Origin of the sequence: Kribbella monticola (genome assembly GCF_003261635.1) — a bacterium.
GTDB lineage: Bacteria > Actinomycetota > Actinomycetes > Propionibacteriales > Kribbellaceae > Kribbella > Kribbella monticola.
This window is the reverse complement of the sequence record NZ_QFXK01000039.1, coordinates 88920-103748: the sequence shown is the minus strand read 5'-3', so window position 1 is coordinate 103748 and position 14829 is coordinate 88920. Positions and strand designations below refer to the sequence as shown.

The 14829-nt window shown below is 67.4% G+C and carries 17 protein-coding genes; 5 read left to right on the top strand and 12 right to left on the bottom strand.

Translation table 11 applies throughout. From position 1 onward, the window contains the following. Nucleotides 1-173: 173 nt before the first annotated feature. Nucleotides 174-812 carry an excalibur calcium-binding domain-containing protein gene (locus DIZ26_RS31875; protein WP_232828744.1) on the top strand — a complete coding sequence of 213 codons (639 nt, stop codon included), beginning with the start codon at nt 174-176 and terminating at the stop codon, nt 810-812. A gap of 5 nt (nt 813-817) precedes the next feature. Here DIZ26_RS31875 and DIZ26_RS31870 read toward each other — a convergent pair whose 3' ends face one another. The 6 genes from DIZ26_RS31870 to DIZ26_RS31845 all read right to left on the bottom strand — a co-directional run bounded on the left by DIZ26_RS31870 (nt 818) and on the right by DIZ26_RS31845 (nt 6600). Continuing rightward, nucleotides 818-2020 carry an RNA polymerase sigma factor gene (locus tag DIZ26_RS31870; protein WP_112248270.1) on the bottom strand — a complete coding sequence of 401 codons (1203 nt, stop codon included), beginning with the start codon at nt 2018-2020 and terminating at the stop codon, nt 818-820. Then, nucleotides 2017-2361, bottom strand: a complete 345-nt coding sequence (locus tag DIZ26_RS31865; RefSeq protein WP_112248717.1) for a YciI family protein — start codon at nt 2359-2361, stop codon at nt 2017-2019. Before DIZ26_RS31865 ends, DIZ26_RS31870 begins: the two co-directional genes overlap by 4 nt. 157 nt (nt 2362-2518) lie before the next feature. Beyond that, nucleotides 2519-3511: an arsenic resistance protein gene (locus DIZ26_RS31860; RefSeq protein WP_232828743.1), complete on the bottom strand. Its 993-nt coding sequence runs from the start codon at nt 3509-3511 to the stop codon at nt 2519-2521. 2 nt (nt 3512-3513) lie between these two features. Continuing rightward, nucleotides 3514-3873 (bottom strand): hypothetical protein, encoded by a 360-nt coding sequence (locus DIZ26_RS31855; protein ID WP_112248269.1) that lies wholly within the window; start codon nt 3871-3873, stop codon nt 3514-3516. Nucleotides 3874-3928: 55 nt separating this feature from the next. Then, entirely contained in the window at nt 3929-5176 is a 1248-nt protein-coding gene (locus tag DIZ26_RS31850) for an MFS transporter (protein WP_112248268.1), read from the bottom strand. Further along, nucleotides 5176-6600: an FAD-dependent oxidoreductase gene (locus DIZ26_RS31845; protein ID WP_112248267.1), complete on the bottom strand. Its 1425-nt coding sequence runs from the start codon at nt 6598-6600 to the stop codon at nt 5176-5178. The genes DIZ26_RS31850 and DIZ26_RS31845 overlap by 1 nt, the downstream gene beginning before the upstream one ends. A gap of 82 nt (nt 6601-6682) precedes the next feature. Between DIZ26_RS31845 and DIZ26_RS31840 the strand changes: the two genes are divergently transcribed. Continuing rightward, nucleotides 6683-7045: an ArsR/SmtB family transcription factor gene (locus tag DIZ26_RS31840; RefSeq protein WP_112248266.1), complete on the top strand. Its 363-nt coding sequence runs from the start codon at nt 6683-6685 to the stop codon at nt 7043-7045. Between the two features lie 17 nt (nt 7046-7062). Further along, on the top strand, nt 7063-7473 hold the full coding sequence (locus DIZ26_RS31835; RefSeq protein WP_112248265.1) for an arsenate reductase ArsC: 411 nt from the start codon (nt 7063-7065) through the stop codon (nt 7471-7473). Nucleotides 7474-7540: 67 nt separating this feature from the next. Here DIZ26_RS31835 and DIZ26_RS31830 read toward each other — a convergent pair whose 3' ends face one another. Further along, nucleotides 7541-8047 (bottom strand): AAA family ATPase, encoded by a 507-nt coding sequence (locus tag DIZ26_RS31830; RefSeq protein ID WP_112248264.1) that lies wholly within the window; start codon nt 8045-8047, stop codon nt 7541-7543. Between the two features lie 90 nt (nt 8048-8137). Here DIZ26_RS31830 and DIZ26_RS38660 point away from each other — a divergent pair, with 90 nt between their 5' ends. After that, nucleotides 8138-8272 carry a hypothetical protein gene (locus tag DIZ26_RS38660; protein ID WP_269815413.1) on the top strand — a complete coding sequence of 45 codons (135 nt, stop codon included), beginning with the start codon at nt 8138-8140 and terminating at the stop codon, nt 8270-8272. Nucleotides 8273-8407: 135 nt separating this feature from the next. Here DIZ26_RS38660 and DIZ26_RS31825 read toward each other — a convergent pair whose 3' ends face one another. After that, on the bottom strand, nt 8408-9145 hold the full coding sequence (locus DIZ26_RS31825) for an IclR family transcriptional regulator (RefSeq protein WP_112248263.1): 738 nt from the start codon (nt 9143-9145) through the stop codon (nt 8408-8410). A 158-nt stretch (nt 9146-9303) separates the two neighbouring features. Here DIZ26_RS31825 and DIZ26_RS31820 point away from each other — a divergent pair, with 158 nt between their 5' ends. Continuing rightward, a complete protein-coding gene (locus DIZ26_RS31820) occupies nt 9304-9990 on the top strand; it encodes an SDR family NAD(P)-dependent oxidoreductase (RefSeq protein ID WP_112248262.1) in 687 nt (228 codons plus the stop codon). A gap of 462 nt (nt 9991-10452) precedes the next feature. Here the strand turns inward: DIZ26_RS31820 and DIZ26_RS31810 are convergent, their stop codons facing one another. The 4 genes from DIZ26_RS31810 to DIZ26_RS31795 form a co-directional block, all read right to left on the bottom strand. Next, nucleotides 10453-11607 carry an alpha/beta hydrolase gene (locus DIZ26_RS31810; RefSeq protein ID WP_112248261.1) on the bottom strand — a complete coding sequence of 385 codons (1155 nt, stop codon included), beginning with the start codon at nt 11605-11607 and terminating at the stop codon, nt 10453-10455. Nucleotides 11608-11748: 141 nt separating this feature from the next. Further along, entirely contained in the window at nt 11749-12606 is an 858-nt protein-coding gene (locus DIZ26_RS31805; protein WP_112248715.1) for a helix-turn-helix transcriptional regulator, read from the bottom strand. A gap of 91 nt (nt 12607-12697) precedes the next feature. After that, complete coding sequence (locus DIZ26_RS31800; protein ID WP_198676388.1) at nt 12698-13720, bottom strand: zinc-dependent alcohol dehydrogenase family protein; 1023 nt, start codon at nt 13718-13720, stop codon at nt 12698-12700. A 179-nt stretch (nt 13721-13899) separates the two neighbouring features. Next, nucleotides 13900-14814 carry an SDR family NAD(P)-dependent oxidoreductase gene (locus tag DIZ26_RS31795; protein WP_112248260.1) on the bottom strand — a complete coding sequence of 305 codons (915 nt, stop codon included), beginning with the start codon at nt 14812-14814 and terminating at the stop codon, nt 13900-13902. Nucleotides 14815-14829 lie beyond the last annotated feature (15 nt).

Sequence of the window (14829 nt, the reverse complement as noted above, 5' to 3'; positions counted from 1 at the left end):
CCCGCATTCCTGCGGACTACGCGCATTTGCTTGTCTACAAGCATCTATTGGCAATTCGACCTCAATCGTCATTCGACCTTTGAAGTATTCGAATTACCTATTGCCGGAACCGCCACCGAATGCGTGGGTTCGCTTAGGCTGCGGGCGTTGAGCACCTCGGGGGAGGAGGCTGAGTGAGGCATTTCAACGCGCCGCCCGAATGGCCGGAACCACCGACCGCCCGCTGGCGCCCACCCAAACGGTGGCAACCCGACGAATCCTGGCCGGCGGCACCGATGGACTGGCCGTTCTGGGTCGACAGCGACGGGCGCCGGGTCCGCGGACCTCGCGGTCGCTACGGAGGACCGAGCTACCTGCCCATTTTCGCGTCGACCGGTCTCGTACTCCTGGTCGGCGCCCTCGTGAGTTTCATTCTCTTCGGCTCACTCGACGGCAACACGGCGCCCACCCGGGTCGCGGATTCACCGTCGATTCTGGACACCGCACTCCCACCACTCCCCACGGTGCCACTCCCCACCCCGGAGGAGATCACCAGCGACCCGATGCCGCCCGAAACACCGAAGCCCACTCCCAAACCACTCTTCGCCACCATCTCACCGGCACCAACGACCAAGACCCCATCGACCGCGCCGACTCCACCACCCCCAACCACGCGAACCCCGACCCCAACCCCGGCGGGCGCTCCCGTCTTCTACAAGAACTGCCCCGCCGTACGCCGAGCAGGTCTGCTCGTCCTCCTTCGCGGCATGCCCGGCTACTCCCTTCGCCTGGACCCCGACGGCGACGGCATCGCCTGCGAGCGCCGCGGCTGATGAACTCAATGCGTGGCGAGCCGTTCCCTCAGTACTTCGGCCTGCGCCGGGTTCGCGGTGAGTTCGAGGGCGCGCCGGTCGGCCTCGGTCGCGGTCTTGTAGTCGCCGACGGCTCTGAGCATTTCGGCGCGCGTCGCGTGGTACAGCGGGTAGCTGCTGAGCTCACCGTCGAGTCCGTCAAGCTCCGCGAGAGCGACGTCGGCGCCTTTGACATAGCGGACTGCGACGCTGCGATGCAGGCGGGTGATCGAACTGGGTTGCAGGTGAAGCAGCATGTCGTACAGGACGAGGATCTGCTGCCAGTCGGTGTCTTTCCAGCTGGCGGCTTCGCAGTGGCAGGCGGCGATGGCGGCCTGCAGCTGGTACGGACCGGGTGAGCGGTGGCGCCGGGCGGTGCGGGTGAGAAGCGCTGTCGCGGCGGCTATTGCCTCGTGGTCCCAGGTACCGCGGTCTTGGTCCTGCAGCAGGACGAGCTGCCCCTCAGGCGTGAATCTCGCGGCGGCGCGGCTGCGGTGGAGGCGGATCAGGACGAGGAGTCCGGTGATCTCGGGTTCGTTCGGTTGGAGCCCGGCGAGGAGACTGGTGAGCCATTCGGCGTCGTCCACGAGGTCACGGGAGTGGACCCGGTCGCTGCTGCTGGACAGGTAGCCCTCGTTGAACAGCAGGTAGATGACGGTCAGTACTTCGCCGAGCCGTTCGGGCAGCTCGTCGGCGCGGGGAATCCGGTACGGGATGCCGGCCTGGGCGATCTTGCGTTTCGCGCGGGTGATCCGCTGCGCCAGGGTGGTTTCCGGTACGAGGAACGCGGCGGCGATCTGGGCGGTGGTGAGACCGCAGACGACGCGGAGCGTGAGCGCGATCTGCGCTTCGCGAGCCAGCGCGGGATGGCAGCAGGTGAAGATGAGCCGGAGCCGGTCGTCGGGCGCGGGCTGGATCGGCCACTGCAACTGGGCGAGTTTGGAGCGGTAGTTCTCCTGCCGCCGGAGTACGTCCAGGCCGCGGCGACGGGCGACGGTGAACAGCCATCCGTCGGGCCGGTCGGGGATCCCTTCGACCGGCCAGCGCCGCAGGGCGGTCTCGACGGCGTCCTGGACCAGGTCTTCGGCGGCCGAGAAGTCGCCGAGCAGCGAGACGAGTGACGCGGCGAGCTGACCGGCGTGGTCGCGAACCACGCGGGCCAGTTCGTCGGCGGCCGGACTGGTGGTCATGGCCCCACAGGGCGGATTTCGACGATCGGGCAGGCGGGCCAGGTCTTGACCATGCGCAGTGCCTCGTCGAGGTCGGCGACCTCGATCTCGGTGAACCCGGAGATGACTTCCTTGCCCTCCATGAACGGCCCGTCGGTGGTCACTGGTTCCGGCCCGTCGAGCCGCACGGTCGTGGCGGTCGCCGCGCCTTGCAGTTTGCTGGTCGTACTGCGGATCTTCGCGGCGTGATCGATGAACCACTGGTTCACCCGGTCGTAGACCTGTTCCAGCTCGGCCGGGCTCATCGCCTCGACCTCCTTGGCGTACTCCTCGGTGTCGACGAACATCAGCACGTACTTCACGCGCATCACCTCCTTGATCTCAGTGTGGCCTCTCCGGCTGCCTCCCGCTTCGGACCGGCAACTCACAAGAAAGACGATCGGCACGCCCCCGAATACGACGCCAACCGACGAATCACCCTCCCGGTGGGACTGCGCACGAGCCGCTGAAGTGAGATGGTCACGGGGTAACTGTGGTTCTGGTGGTTGGGACCAGGCGCGGTACGAGGTGGACGTAGGCAACCATGCCGAGAACCTCCACGAGGGTCTGAGTGACCACGACCGCGGCTGCGATGGCGAGCGGGTCGGGGAGCGCGAGGGCGAGAGGCAGTACGACGAGAGAGTTGCGGGTGGCCCCGGTGAACACGATCGCGCGCGTGGCCGATGCGGCGAGACCGAAGAGGCGGGCGACGCCTAGCCCGGCAAAGGGCATGAGGACGAGAAAAGCAACGTAGTACGGGATTACGGCGACGACGTCACCGAGGCTGTCGCTGACTTTGGGCACCTGGGAAGCGACGACGGTGAAGAGGGTTGCCGCCATCAGCGGCACCGTCGTCGTACTCGTTGCCGCGGACACCTTTTGTCCAGACGGCTTGCGGGCAGCCCAGGCCTGCATACTCCAAGCCAGCGTGAGGGGAACGGCGATCAGGAAGGCGAATGCCTCGACGAACGGCTTGATCTGCACGATGTCGGCCAGTTCCGATCCCATGAACAGATAGAGGAAGACGGGCAACAGCAGCAGTTGCGCGAGCAGCAGCAGCGGTGTGGCGGCGAGCAGCCGATGACTGGCGCCTCCGGCCAACCGGGAGAAGACGATCACGTAGTCAACGCAGGGCGTGAGCAGCACTAGCAGTACGCCGATGCGCACGGCCTGATCGTCGGGCAGGAAGAAGAACATCGCCGCGACCACCAACGGCACCACGACGAAGTTGACGACCAAGGTCGCGGCAAGGAACCTCCCTGCGCGCAACGAGCGCAGCAGTTCGGCGGCCGGGACCTGCAGAAATGTCACGAACAGCAGCGTGCCGAGAACCGGGCTGATGGCCTGCTCGATTCCCGGAGTTGCCGACGGCGCTACCCAGCCCAGCAAACCTCCTGCCGCGATAGCCGCGAGATACAAGGCGAGCTGGTGATGTTCCATTCGGTCGACCAGACCGGCTGGTTCTTCCGGCACGATCAAATTGGTGTCTGCAGGTTGGCGGCTCGCGTTGCCAGGGCATCGAGTACGGCGAGGTGGGCGTCAGGCACGGTGAGGTGCAGCGGGAGCTCGCCGTCGTCGACGGCCAGGTAGTCGAAGGTGAAGAAGGAGCAGCAGCTCGTCTCGCGGGCGGTCAGGTCTCGCGCGGTTGCCTCGGCGGCTGGGTCCAGGCGCAGCTCCAGCCGGTTCGGCGCTACCCGCTTCACACCGTGAAGGCTGGTCGCGAACAGTTCGTCGAACTCGGCGACGCGCAGCGGCTGCTCGGCGGTCGGCAGCGTGCAGGCCTGCGGAACCCAATCCGGGTCGCCCTCGCCCAGGGTCAAGGATTCTGTCGTCATGCTTCGACGGTAAACCCGTGCCGGAGTACAGGATGCAAGTCTCCCGCGACCTTGGTCAGCACGCCGTACGCCGAGTGGTCGCGTCGGGCGGGAGGTGTTGGGTGAGAGCGAGAGCTGCTCCGGCGATGAGGCAGGCTGCGCCGGCGACGAGGATGAGCGGCCGGTACCCGATGCCGGTCGCGAGGGCAGCGGCGGCCAGCGGCGCGGTCGCGCGACTGATGGTGGTCGAGGTTCCGAGAATGCCGGCGATGGTGGCGTAGCCCTGGTCACCGTAGCGGTCGAGCAGGATGGCCGGTGTGGCGATCGACGCTACGCCGAAGCCGAGCCCGAACAGTCCCAGGCTGGTCGCCGCTCCAGCGATGCTCTGCCCGATGAAGGGCAGCAGAGCGATCGCAATCCCTTGCAGGGCGATGATTGTGGCGGCGATAAGGGTGATCGGCAACCATCGCTTCGCGAGGGTGGTGATGACGCGGCCGGTGACCGACAAGAGGCCGAGCAGCCCGGTGAGGCTTGCCGCGGTCGTCGGTGTGTGACCGAGCTGGGTGAGGTAGGTGACCAGGTGCACGGCCAGGACCGCGAGGGCTGCGCTGTGCAGAACGAACGCGACGGCGATGAGCCAGAAGCCGGCGTCGCGGATCACCCGGGCCGGTGACCGCCGCAGGTGGTGACTGCTTGCCGGTGCGGTCGGCTGCGTGCGCCGGAGTACGAAAGCGTGCACGGGCACGGTGATCACAGCGACGATGCCGGCCAAGGCGATCAGCGCGTGGCGCCATCCGGTCGCCTGGATGAGTTGACCGGTGAGCGGGATGAAGATCGAGCTGGCGAACCCGGCGACGAGAGTGATGCTCAGCAAGGCGTTCGCGCGCTTCGGTGGTGCGGTGACGGCGACGATGATCGCGAAGGCGGGCTGATAGAGCACCATTGCCGAGGCAGCGCCGATTGCCACGAACACGGCGTACAGCTGGGCAGTGTTCTGCACCTGAGACCAGGCCAGTACGGCGACGGCCGCCAGGATGGATCCGGTGGTCATGACGCCGTGCCCGCCGTGCGCATCGAGCCAGCGGCCGACAGGTATCGCCATCGCAGCGCTGACGAGTACGGCGGTGGTCAGTGCACCGGTGGCGACGGTGGTGGAGATATGCAGGTCGCGGCTCATCGGCGCGAGCAGGGCGCTGAAGGCGTAGTACAGAACGCCGTAGCCGATGGTGGTGGTGATGGCGAGCGCAGCTACTACCTCGCGGCGCTGAGTGCCGCGGCGATCGCCTGACGCCAGAGTGGTGGCGGTCGCCGCGGCCGGGGTCATCAGCTGCAGCAGCCCGATTGGGTGGCGGGCTTGTCGTCGATGACGGTCAGTAGACCGCCGCTGATGCCGGTGGCCAGGCCACGGCCGGCGGGTGCGGCGATCTCGACGGCTTGTGGTGCGGGACCGCAGCAGCCGCCGGCGGTCTCGTCGCTGCTGTCGCCGTAAGCGAGGTTCGAGGAGCAGACGCCTGTCTCCGGCAGGTCCAGCTGCACGTCCCGGGCCGCTGCCCAGTCACCGGCCAGTGCTGCGACGACGGACCGGGCCTGCTCGTAGCCGGTGGCCAGTAGGAAGGTCGGTGCCCGGCCGTACGACTTCGCGCCGACCGCGTAGTAGCCGGGTTCGGGGTGAGCCAGTTCGTCGACCCCGTGCGGCGGGACAGTGCCGCAGGAGTGCTGGTTCGGGTCGATCAGCGGAGCGAGCGCTCGGGTGGAGCCCATGATCGAGTCCAGGTCGAGGCGCAGCTCGCCGACCATGTCGTGGTCGGGGCGAAAACCGGTCGAGTTGACCACCGTGTCGGCGACCACTCGACGCTCACCGGCCGCGAGTTCGACGCGGCCGTCGGCGGTGCGGGAGACAGCCTCGATACGGAAGCTGCTGACGAGCTCGACCTGGCCGGACTGGACGAGCTTCTTCAGCCGGCTGCCCAGCGCGCCACGGGCCGGCAGCTCGTCGGCCTCGCCGCCCCCATAGGTGCGAGCCTGGTCGGTACCACGCACCACCCACACGATCTCCGTACCGGGAACCTCTTCGGCGAGCGCGCCGAGATCCAGCAGCGTGGTGGCGGCGGAGTGGCCGGCGCCGACGACCGCAGTACGGCGTCCGGCGTACCGGTCGCGGTCGCGGCCGAGCACGTCGGGGAGTGCAGGCGCGATGCTCTCGGCGACGTCGGCTTCACCGCGGGCCGGGATGCCGGAGCCGCCCAGCACGTTCGGGCGTCGCCAGGTCCCGGCGGCGTCGATCAGCGCGGAGGCGAGGATCTCGGTGCCGTCGGCGAGCCTGATCAGGAACGGTGCCTGCTCGCGGCCCGCCGTACGGACGCGGTCGTATCCGAGCCGGGTCACTGCCACGACCTGAGCGTTGTAGCGGATCCGGTCGTTGAGCTGCGGGGTCTTGGTGAGTGGTTCGAGATAGGAGTCGATCAGGTCGCCGCCGGTCGGCAGCTTGCCGAGATCCGGCTCGACCCAGCCGGTCTGCTGGAGCAGACGGCGGGCAGCGGAGTCGAGGTCGTAGCGCCACGGGCTGAACAGCTTCACGTGCCGCCATTCCTCGATCGCGGCGGCGACGCCCGGCCCTGATTCCAGGACGAGGAAGTCCATCCCCCGCTCGGCCAGGTGCGCGGCCGCGGCCAGTCCCACCGGGCCGGCTCCGATTACCACGACGGGTCCTGCCGGCGCCGCCGGCGTGGCGGTGTTCTGCTCGTTCACGGTCGATCTCCACTATGTAGAAGTTCATCTAATCAGCGGCCTTCAGCTTGCATCGTGATTAGACAGGAGTCAAGATAGGCGCATGTCGAAACAGGAGATCTCGGTCCAGCCAAGCGGCGGCTGCTGCGCGCCGATCTCCATCTCGGCGCTGGACGAGACGCAGGCAGCCGAGGGCGCCGCGGTGTTCAAGGCGCTGTCGGACCCGATCCGGCTGCGGTTGATGTCGATCATCGCCTCGGCCGGCGGCGAGATCTGCGTCTGCGACCTCACCGGGCAGTTCGACGTGTCCGGCCCGACGATCTCCCACCATCTCCGCGTCCTGCGCCAGGCCGGCCTCGTCGACTGCGAACGCCGCGGCACCTGGGTCTACTACTGGTCCCTGCCTGAGCGCATGCAATGGGTCTCGGCGCTGCTCTCCATCCCCGAACCAGCCCTCATCTCCTGATCTCCTCGAGGAGCGACATGTCCGGGACCACGCCTGAGGTGCTGTTCGTCTGCGTCCACAACGCCGGTCGATCTCAGATGGCCGCTGCGCTCCTTGATCACCACGCGGCCGGACGGGTCGTCGTACGATCCGCCGGTTCGAAGCCCGCCGACCAGTTGAACCCGGCCGTCGTCGAGGCGATGGCTGAAATCGGTTTGGACATCTCGAGAGAGTTCCCCAAGCCGCTGACCGATGGCGCGGTGCAGGCGGCCGACGTCGTCATCACCATGGGCTGCGGTGACGAATGCCCGTATTACCCCGGAAAGACCTACCTGGACTGGCAACTGGACGACCCGGCCGGGCGCGGTATCGAGGCGGTCCGGCCGATCCGCGACGAGATCGAAACCAGGGTCCGCGCACTGCTCGCCGAACTCCTCCCGACCGCCTGATCGCGACCCGTTCGAGGGTGAGACACGCGGTACAGGATCAGTCTGTCGTCGGTGCTCTGGATCGTGGCTACCGACCAAGCGTGAAGTCCTGCAGGTCGTCGGCGGACTGCACTCGTACCGCGTTCTCATCGTCCTGTGGCGGCTCGAAGTCGGCCAGGTGCTGATCGAGTACTGCGTCCGCGACATCGCGTCGGCGCGGGTCCGCCTGATTGTCAGCCCGGCGTCGGCGGATCGTCGCCTGATCCACGTCGATGTAGATGAGGCTGAATCCGGCGTTCGCTGACGCCGCCAGTGAACGCCAGCCGTCCCGCAGGAACCGCGGCGAACTCGTGTCGTCGACGATGACAGACGTCCCTGAGTTCAGGAGCGCACGGACCTCCTCGGATGCCAGCTCATGGGTCCGGATCCATTCCTCGGCCGGGATGCCGTCGCCACCCCACAAGCCGCGGTGCTCATTGATCTCGTCAAGACTCACGATCCGCGCAGCGAGCCGCGGCGCCAGGAACCGCGCCACCGTACTCTTCCCGGAGAACGCAGTCCCACACAACAGAACCAGCCCGACGCCCGATGCCATACCCCGCATCCAACCGAACCGCCGACGCCGCGGCAACGGAGTATCGGCTCGGGGTGGCGGGAAGTGCTTGCCTAGGGCAACCCTGGGGGTATGGGCAAGCTTGGGCCCGGTTTGATCGGGCCGGTTGGGCTGGAGCTGGCTCGGGTGGAGGAGAAGCTGCCCGGGCGGCACGGGCTGCCCGGCGGTTCGAGGTACGAGTTGAAGTGGGACGGGTTTCTTCACTGAACATGTCAAGCGATTCAGGAGGCGTGGCTGCCTCAGGTATCGATCGCCGGTCCCAGCTTGGAGGACGCCGATGCTGGGTCGGTTCGATGCCTCGGTGCGGACTGGCGTCATCTCGCTAGCGCCGCGGTGGCGACTTCATAGCCACTGTTGGTTGGCCGGTCGTGCCTTGTCCAGCTCTTCTCGGATTTTCCTGCCGATGGTGACGAGTCGCGCTTTCGGGAGGCGGATCGTGGGCCCGGCAACTGCGATCGCGGCCCGTGGGGTGACCGCGATGGCGACGCAGGAGATGCCAGCTTGCTGGCTGTCCAGGTCGAGGGCGAAGCCATGGTGCCCCGCGTCAGCGATCTCGTGTGCGTGCTGTTGCCACCGTTGCGGATCGTCGAAGCGGACGGCTCGCGCAAGATCGGGATCGGCGGCGAGTAGGGCGTGGCCGAGAGCTTCCCCGAGTAGCGGCTTGCGCTCCCCAGGGCGCACTGCCAAGCGGAGAGGCTTGTCAGACTGCACCGCATCCACGCACAGGTACTCGGTGCCTGTGACGAGCGCGAGAAAACTCGACTCGCCTGATGCTTCGCTCACGGCCGTGAGTACCGGACGTAGGCGGGCCCGCAGAGCGAGCTCAGCCTCAGCATCCAGGCGCAGTAGCCGGTTGAGCTTGCTGGTCAGCCGGTAGGCGGCACCCTTCTTGTCCTGTGTGATGTAGCCCAGCTCCTCGAGTGAGGCGAGCAGATTGTGGGCGGTGCTGCGGTTGAGGCCGGCGCCGTCGGCCAGCTCGCTCAGCCTGGCACCTTCGGAGTGCGTGGCGACGCGTTCCAGCAGGTCGAAGGCGCGCTGCACCGACTGGATCACGCGGCCGGACGAGTTGTCGGATTCCATAATGCTGAACTCTAGCCGATTTCCGGCCAGATTATTTGTCCATGTGGATGCGTCTGTTCAGACTGGTGGTTAAGGGGCGCGTCCGATACGGACGCCAGTGCAGGGGCCCTGACCGGCCCCGCGTTCAGCCCGAATCTCAGAAGGAAGTGACACCAGATATGGCACGCATCATCCTCATCACCGGCGCGAACCGTGGTCTCGGCCGCGAGTTGGCCGCTCAGCTGGCCGCCGACGGCGACACCGTGCTGGTCACTGCCCGCGACGCGGAAGCCGCGGCCAAGGCAGCGGCTGAGATCGGCGGCGATGCCCACCCGATCCAGCTGGACACCTCGGACCAGGAGAGCATCGAGGCGGCAGCACAGCAGATCGCGGACGAGTACGGCCGCCTCGATGTGCTGGTCAACAACGTCGGAGGCATCTTCGACTACGGTCAGCAGCCCTCGAGTGTTGAACTGGCCAAGGCGCAGGACGCGCTGGAAATCAATCTCTTCAGCGCTTGGCGCACGACACAGGCGCTGCTGCCGATGGTGCGCAAGGCTCCGGCTGGGCGGATCGTCAACGTGTCCAGCGAAGCGGCCTCACTGGAGCGCATGGGCGCGCACACCTCCGCCTACAGCGTCTCCAAGGCGGCGCTCAACGCGCTGACCCGATCACTGGCCGCCGAGCTCGCCGCCGACGCGATTACCGTCCACTCCGCGAGCCCGGGCTGGACCGCTACCGATCTCGGCGGCGAAGGTGGGCGCCCGGTTGCAGAGGGCGCGGCCAGCATCAAGCACGTCGTGAACCTGCCCGCCGAGGCGGGCACCGGTCACTACTACCAAGACGAGCAGCCCCTCCCCTGGTAGAGACGATCCGGCGAAATCCCCTAGTCCGAGCTTCGGTCCCGCGGATGTCGAGACGCTGCCAACCGACTGATCAGCTCAACGTCACACCAGCGCCGTGCAACTGCCGGCGAGCATCGGCCTAGCGCCGTCGCCGATGCCTCAGCGATTCCTCCAGCGCGGCGACCTCCCCAAGCCAGGCTTGAGTCTTGGCCTCGCCCAGGCGGGCCTCGGCGTGGCTGGTCATCTCCTCGATCCGTGGCAGCTGCGCGGGATCGACCCGCAGGAACCGGCACCTCGTGCACGCGGGTTCATGGACGCACGGTGTGCCGTAGGGGCGGTGACACTCTCCGAGCGTCAGCTTGCGCAGCAGGAAATGGTCCTCGAACTCGATCCACTCCTCGGTCGTGGCCCGCGGAACCGGGCATTGAGCCCCCCAGTGTGCGGGGAGCGTTGACGCATGCTCCCCGCACGCACGCGGTGGTGTCAGGCGGTGAGGTGCTGGCGGAAGTAGTTCGTCAGTTTGGTGAAGGGGATCAGGTTGACGCGGTCGTAGAGGTCGACGTGGCCGGCGCCGGGCACCCAGAACAGTTCCTTCGGTTCGGCGGCGCGCTCGTAGGCGTCCTGGCTGAATTCCTTGGAGTGGGCCTGATCGCCTGAGATGAACAGCAACGGCCGTGGGGAGATCGTCTCGATGTCGTCGAACGGGTAGAAGTTCATGAACTTGACCTCGCCGGTGAGCGGGCGGCGTACCGTGAGGCGCGGCGACGCGCCTGGAGGAGTGAATTCGCCTCTCGGCGTGCGGTAGAAGTCGTAGAACTCGCGGTCGATGTCGCCAGACTCCTCGGTGATCTCAAGGGGTGCCCCGGCGGAGTACACGGTCTCGCCGCCGGTGAACTCGACGTAGCGCTGCTGGGCGGCTGACTCGAGGATCTCCTTGCGCTGCTCGAGTGATTGCGAGTGCTCGAGGCCGTTGCGGTTGACTGCGCCCATGTCGTACATGCTGACGGTGGCGATCGCCTTGATCCGCGGGTCGAGCTTGGCCGCGCTGACGACGAAGCCGCCGCTGCCGCAGATGCCGATCGCGCCGATGCGGTTCCGGTCGACGAGGTCCCTGGTTCCCAGGAAGTCGACGGCGGCGCTGTAGTCCTCGGTGAAGACGTCGGGCAAGATCGCCTGCCGCGGCCGGCCTTCACTTCCGCCCCAGAACGACAAGTCCAGGGACAGCGTCACGAATCCTTGCTCTGCCATCTTGGTGGCGTACAGGTTGGCGCTTTGTTCCTTCACGGCACCCATTGGGTGACCGACGACGATCGCCGGGTGCGTCGTGCGACGGTCGAGTCCCTTGGGGGTGAAGAGGTTGCCGACGACGGCCATCTGGTACTGGTTCTTGAACCTGACCTTGCGGACGGTGACTTTGTCGCTGGTGTAGAAGTTGTCGGCTCCGTCCGCCGCGTTGCCGCTGGGGGCTCCGGCCTGCTGGACGTTCGGTGCCGGGGCGGCCTGAGCGCTCGAGGTGCCGCCGAGGGATATCGCGCCGGCCGCGGCTGCGCCGGCTCCGGCTGCTTTCAGCAGGCTGCGCCGGTGCAGCCGCGCGTTGGTCGAGTTGTCGCGTCCTTCAGCCTCGTGGTTCTCGTTCATCGATGTCTCCTTGTTTGGCTGTGCAGGTAGGGGGTTGGTCTGTACCGGGACAGGTCTGTGCGACCACGGGCGGAGCGACCGTGGGCAGGGCGATGCGCTATGAGTGGTTCGACGGGCTGTTCGCTGCCCGCGGCGTGTTGTTCAGCGTTGCCGGTTGTGGGTTGCGGCCCAGGCGGAGAGCAAGGCGAACTTGTCGGCGGTCTCCGAGCCTTCTTCGGCGGTGTAGGTGATGATCGACAGCCCCGGCTCGCCAGGTACGGCGAAGACGTCGTACGTGACCGTCACTTCGCCGACCTCTGGGTGGCGGTAGGCCTTGGTTCCGGTGCGGTGCTCGTGGACGTCCTGGTCGGCCCAGTCCTTGCGGAACTGGGGACTGCGCATGGACAGCTCACCGACCAGGGTGGTGAGTTCACCGTTGAGCGGGTCGCGACCGGCCTCGTAGCGCAGCATCGCGGCGGTCAGACTGCAGGCCAGTGGCCAGTCCACGTAATACTCGCGGGCGCGAGAGTCAAGGAAGATGAACCGGGCCAGATTCGGTCGCTCGGCCTCGAAGTGCTGCGAGAGCAGCGCGCGTCCCATGAGATTGGCGGCGATCAGGTCTTGCTGGCAGTTGGAGACAACGGCCGGGACAGCGAGATTGTCCAGGACGCGCTTCACCGAGGTACGCACATCTGGGTTGCTTCGCCCGCGGAGATCTTCCTGGACGGCTGAGCTGGGCGTGATGCCGCGGGCCAGGTCGAACAGGTGGGCGCGCTCGACGTCGTTGAGGAGCAGCGCTCGCGCGATGGCGTTGAGGACGCTGTCGGAGGCGCCGCGGATGTTGCCGCGCTCGAGACGGGTGTAGTAGTCGAGGCTGACCCCGGCGAGCTCAGCGACTTCCGCGCGTCGCAGGCCGGCGACGCGGCGTTCGCCGCCGAAGTCGTCGATGCCGGCCTGCGCGGGTGTCACGTTCGCGCGGCGGGAGACGAGGAAGTCCCGGATGTCGTCCTTGCTGGTCACGTTCTCCACCGTAGGTCGGTAGCTGATGAGGGTGGGAGGTTGCGGCAGGACCTCCCACGCCGGCCGGTCGATGTCCGACGGGCTTGGGCTGTCAGAGCGTCAGGAGAACCTTGGTGGCGCGGCGCTCGTCCATCGCACGGTAACCCGCTGCAGCTTGCTCGAGCGGCAGGGTGAGGTCAAAGATCTTGCCTGGGTCGATCTTGCGGTCCCAGATGAGCTGAATGAGATCGGGCAGGTAGCGGCGCACGGGAGCGGGGCCGCCCAGGGTGTGGATACCGGCGAAGAACAGTTCGATACCGGGGATCTTGACGTCGTAGTTCACGCCGACGTAGCCGAGGTGGCCGCCGCCGCGGGTCGCGCCGACGGCCTGCATGAACGACTCCTGGGTGCCGACCGCCTCCACGACGGAGTGGGCGCCGAGTCCGCCGGTGAGTTCCTTGATCTTCGCGACGCCGTCCTCGCCGCGCTCCTCGACGATATCGGTGGCCCCGTAGTGGCGGGCGAGCTTTTGCCGCTCGGGGTGCCGCGACATGGCGATGATGCGTTCGGCGCCGAGTTCGCGGGCTGCAAGGACGGCCATCAGGCCGACGGCGCCGTCGCCGACCACCGCCACTGTCTTGCCGGGACCAACCTGGGCCGCGTCAGCGGCGAACCAGCCTGTTCCCAGTACGTCGGATGCCGCGAGCAGCGCGGGGACGAGGTCCTCATCCGGCTGACCCGGGGTGACAACGAGTGTGCCGTCCGCGTGTGGGATGCGGGCTCTTTCTGCTTGGGTGCCGATGGTCTGGGAGACGAACTCGGCGTGCACGCACTTGGACTGGAAGCCGGCCTGGCAGATCTCGCAGGTGTTGTCCGAGATCACGAACGATCCGACGACGAAGTCGCCGACCTTGACGTTCTTCACGTCGTCGCCGGTCTCCTCGACGATGCCGATGTACTCGTGTCCCATCGGGTTGTGGTCGACCGGCTCGACGCCACGGTAGGGCCACAGGTCGGACCCGCAGATGCAGGTCGCGGTGATCCGGATGATCGCGTCGGTGGGCTCGATGATCTTCGGGTCCTCGCGGTCCTCGACCCGGACATCGCCAGGGGCGTACATCACGACTCCACGCATCGGTGGCTCTCCTTGCTTGTTGCGGCTTGTTGCGCCGCGCCGGACGAACGGCACGACTTCGGTGCTTTCCACCGGAACTCATCCAACGCCGGTCTGCCTCGGGTGCGGGAGGCCCGGACAGAACCCCCCAGGCATCGGACAGGGCGGCCAGCTGCTGAGCTTGTTCCGGGACTGCCCCATCAGACGGGGAACGTGACGCCGGTGAGCTCCTCCGACACGGACCACAGGCGACGCTGCGTTGCCAGGTCGTAGGAGGCCGGGCTGGAAGTGACCACACGGGGGAATCCGCGGGTCTCGCGCATACGGTGGGGGCCGTAGTACTGGCCGCCGAGCACGCTTGGATCGGTCGCGGCACGCAGGGTGGGTAGCGCGCCTTGCGCGGCGCTCTGGGCGAGCAGCGGCATGACGGCGGTCGCGGCGGCCCGCGCGATGGCGGGCATGTTCTGGGACAGCTCGGTGGAGGCGCTGCCCGGGTGCGCTGCGACGGCGACCGTGCTGTCGTGCGCGGCGAGGCGGCGCTGCAGCTCGTAGGTGAACATCAGGTTGGCCAGTTTGGCCTGGCCGTAGGCGGCGACCCGGTCGTAGGTGCGGTCCCACTGAAGGTCGTCGAAGTGGATGTCCGCCCGGATGCGGTGACCGAAGCTGCTGACAGTCACAACGCGGGAGCCGGGCACGGGGAGCAGGTGGTCGAGCAGCAGCCCGGTGAGCGCGAAGTGGCCGAGGTGGTTGACGCCGAACTGCAGGTCGAAGCCGTCGGCGGTCTTCTGCTGGGGCGTGTACATCACGCCGGCGTTGTTGATCAGCAGGTCGATCCGCGGGTGCGCGGACCCGAGGTCGGTGGCCGCTGCGCGCACGGATGCCAGGGAGTTCAGGTCCAGGTGCTGGACCGTGACGTCGGCGCCGGGCGCCTGGTCGGCGATCCTCGCCGCGGCCTGCTTGCCCTTGTCGATGTCGCGGACGGCGAGCACCACGGCCGCGCCGCGGCCCGCGAGGGCGCGGGCGGTCTCGAACCCGAGTCCGCTGTTGGCTCCGGTGATCACGGCGACCCGGCCGTCCTGGCGGGGGATGTCGGTCATGGTCCATGGGGTGGTCATGGGGTACCTCCGATT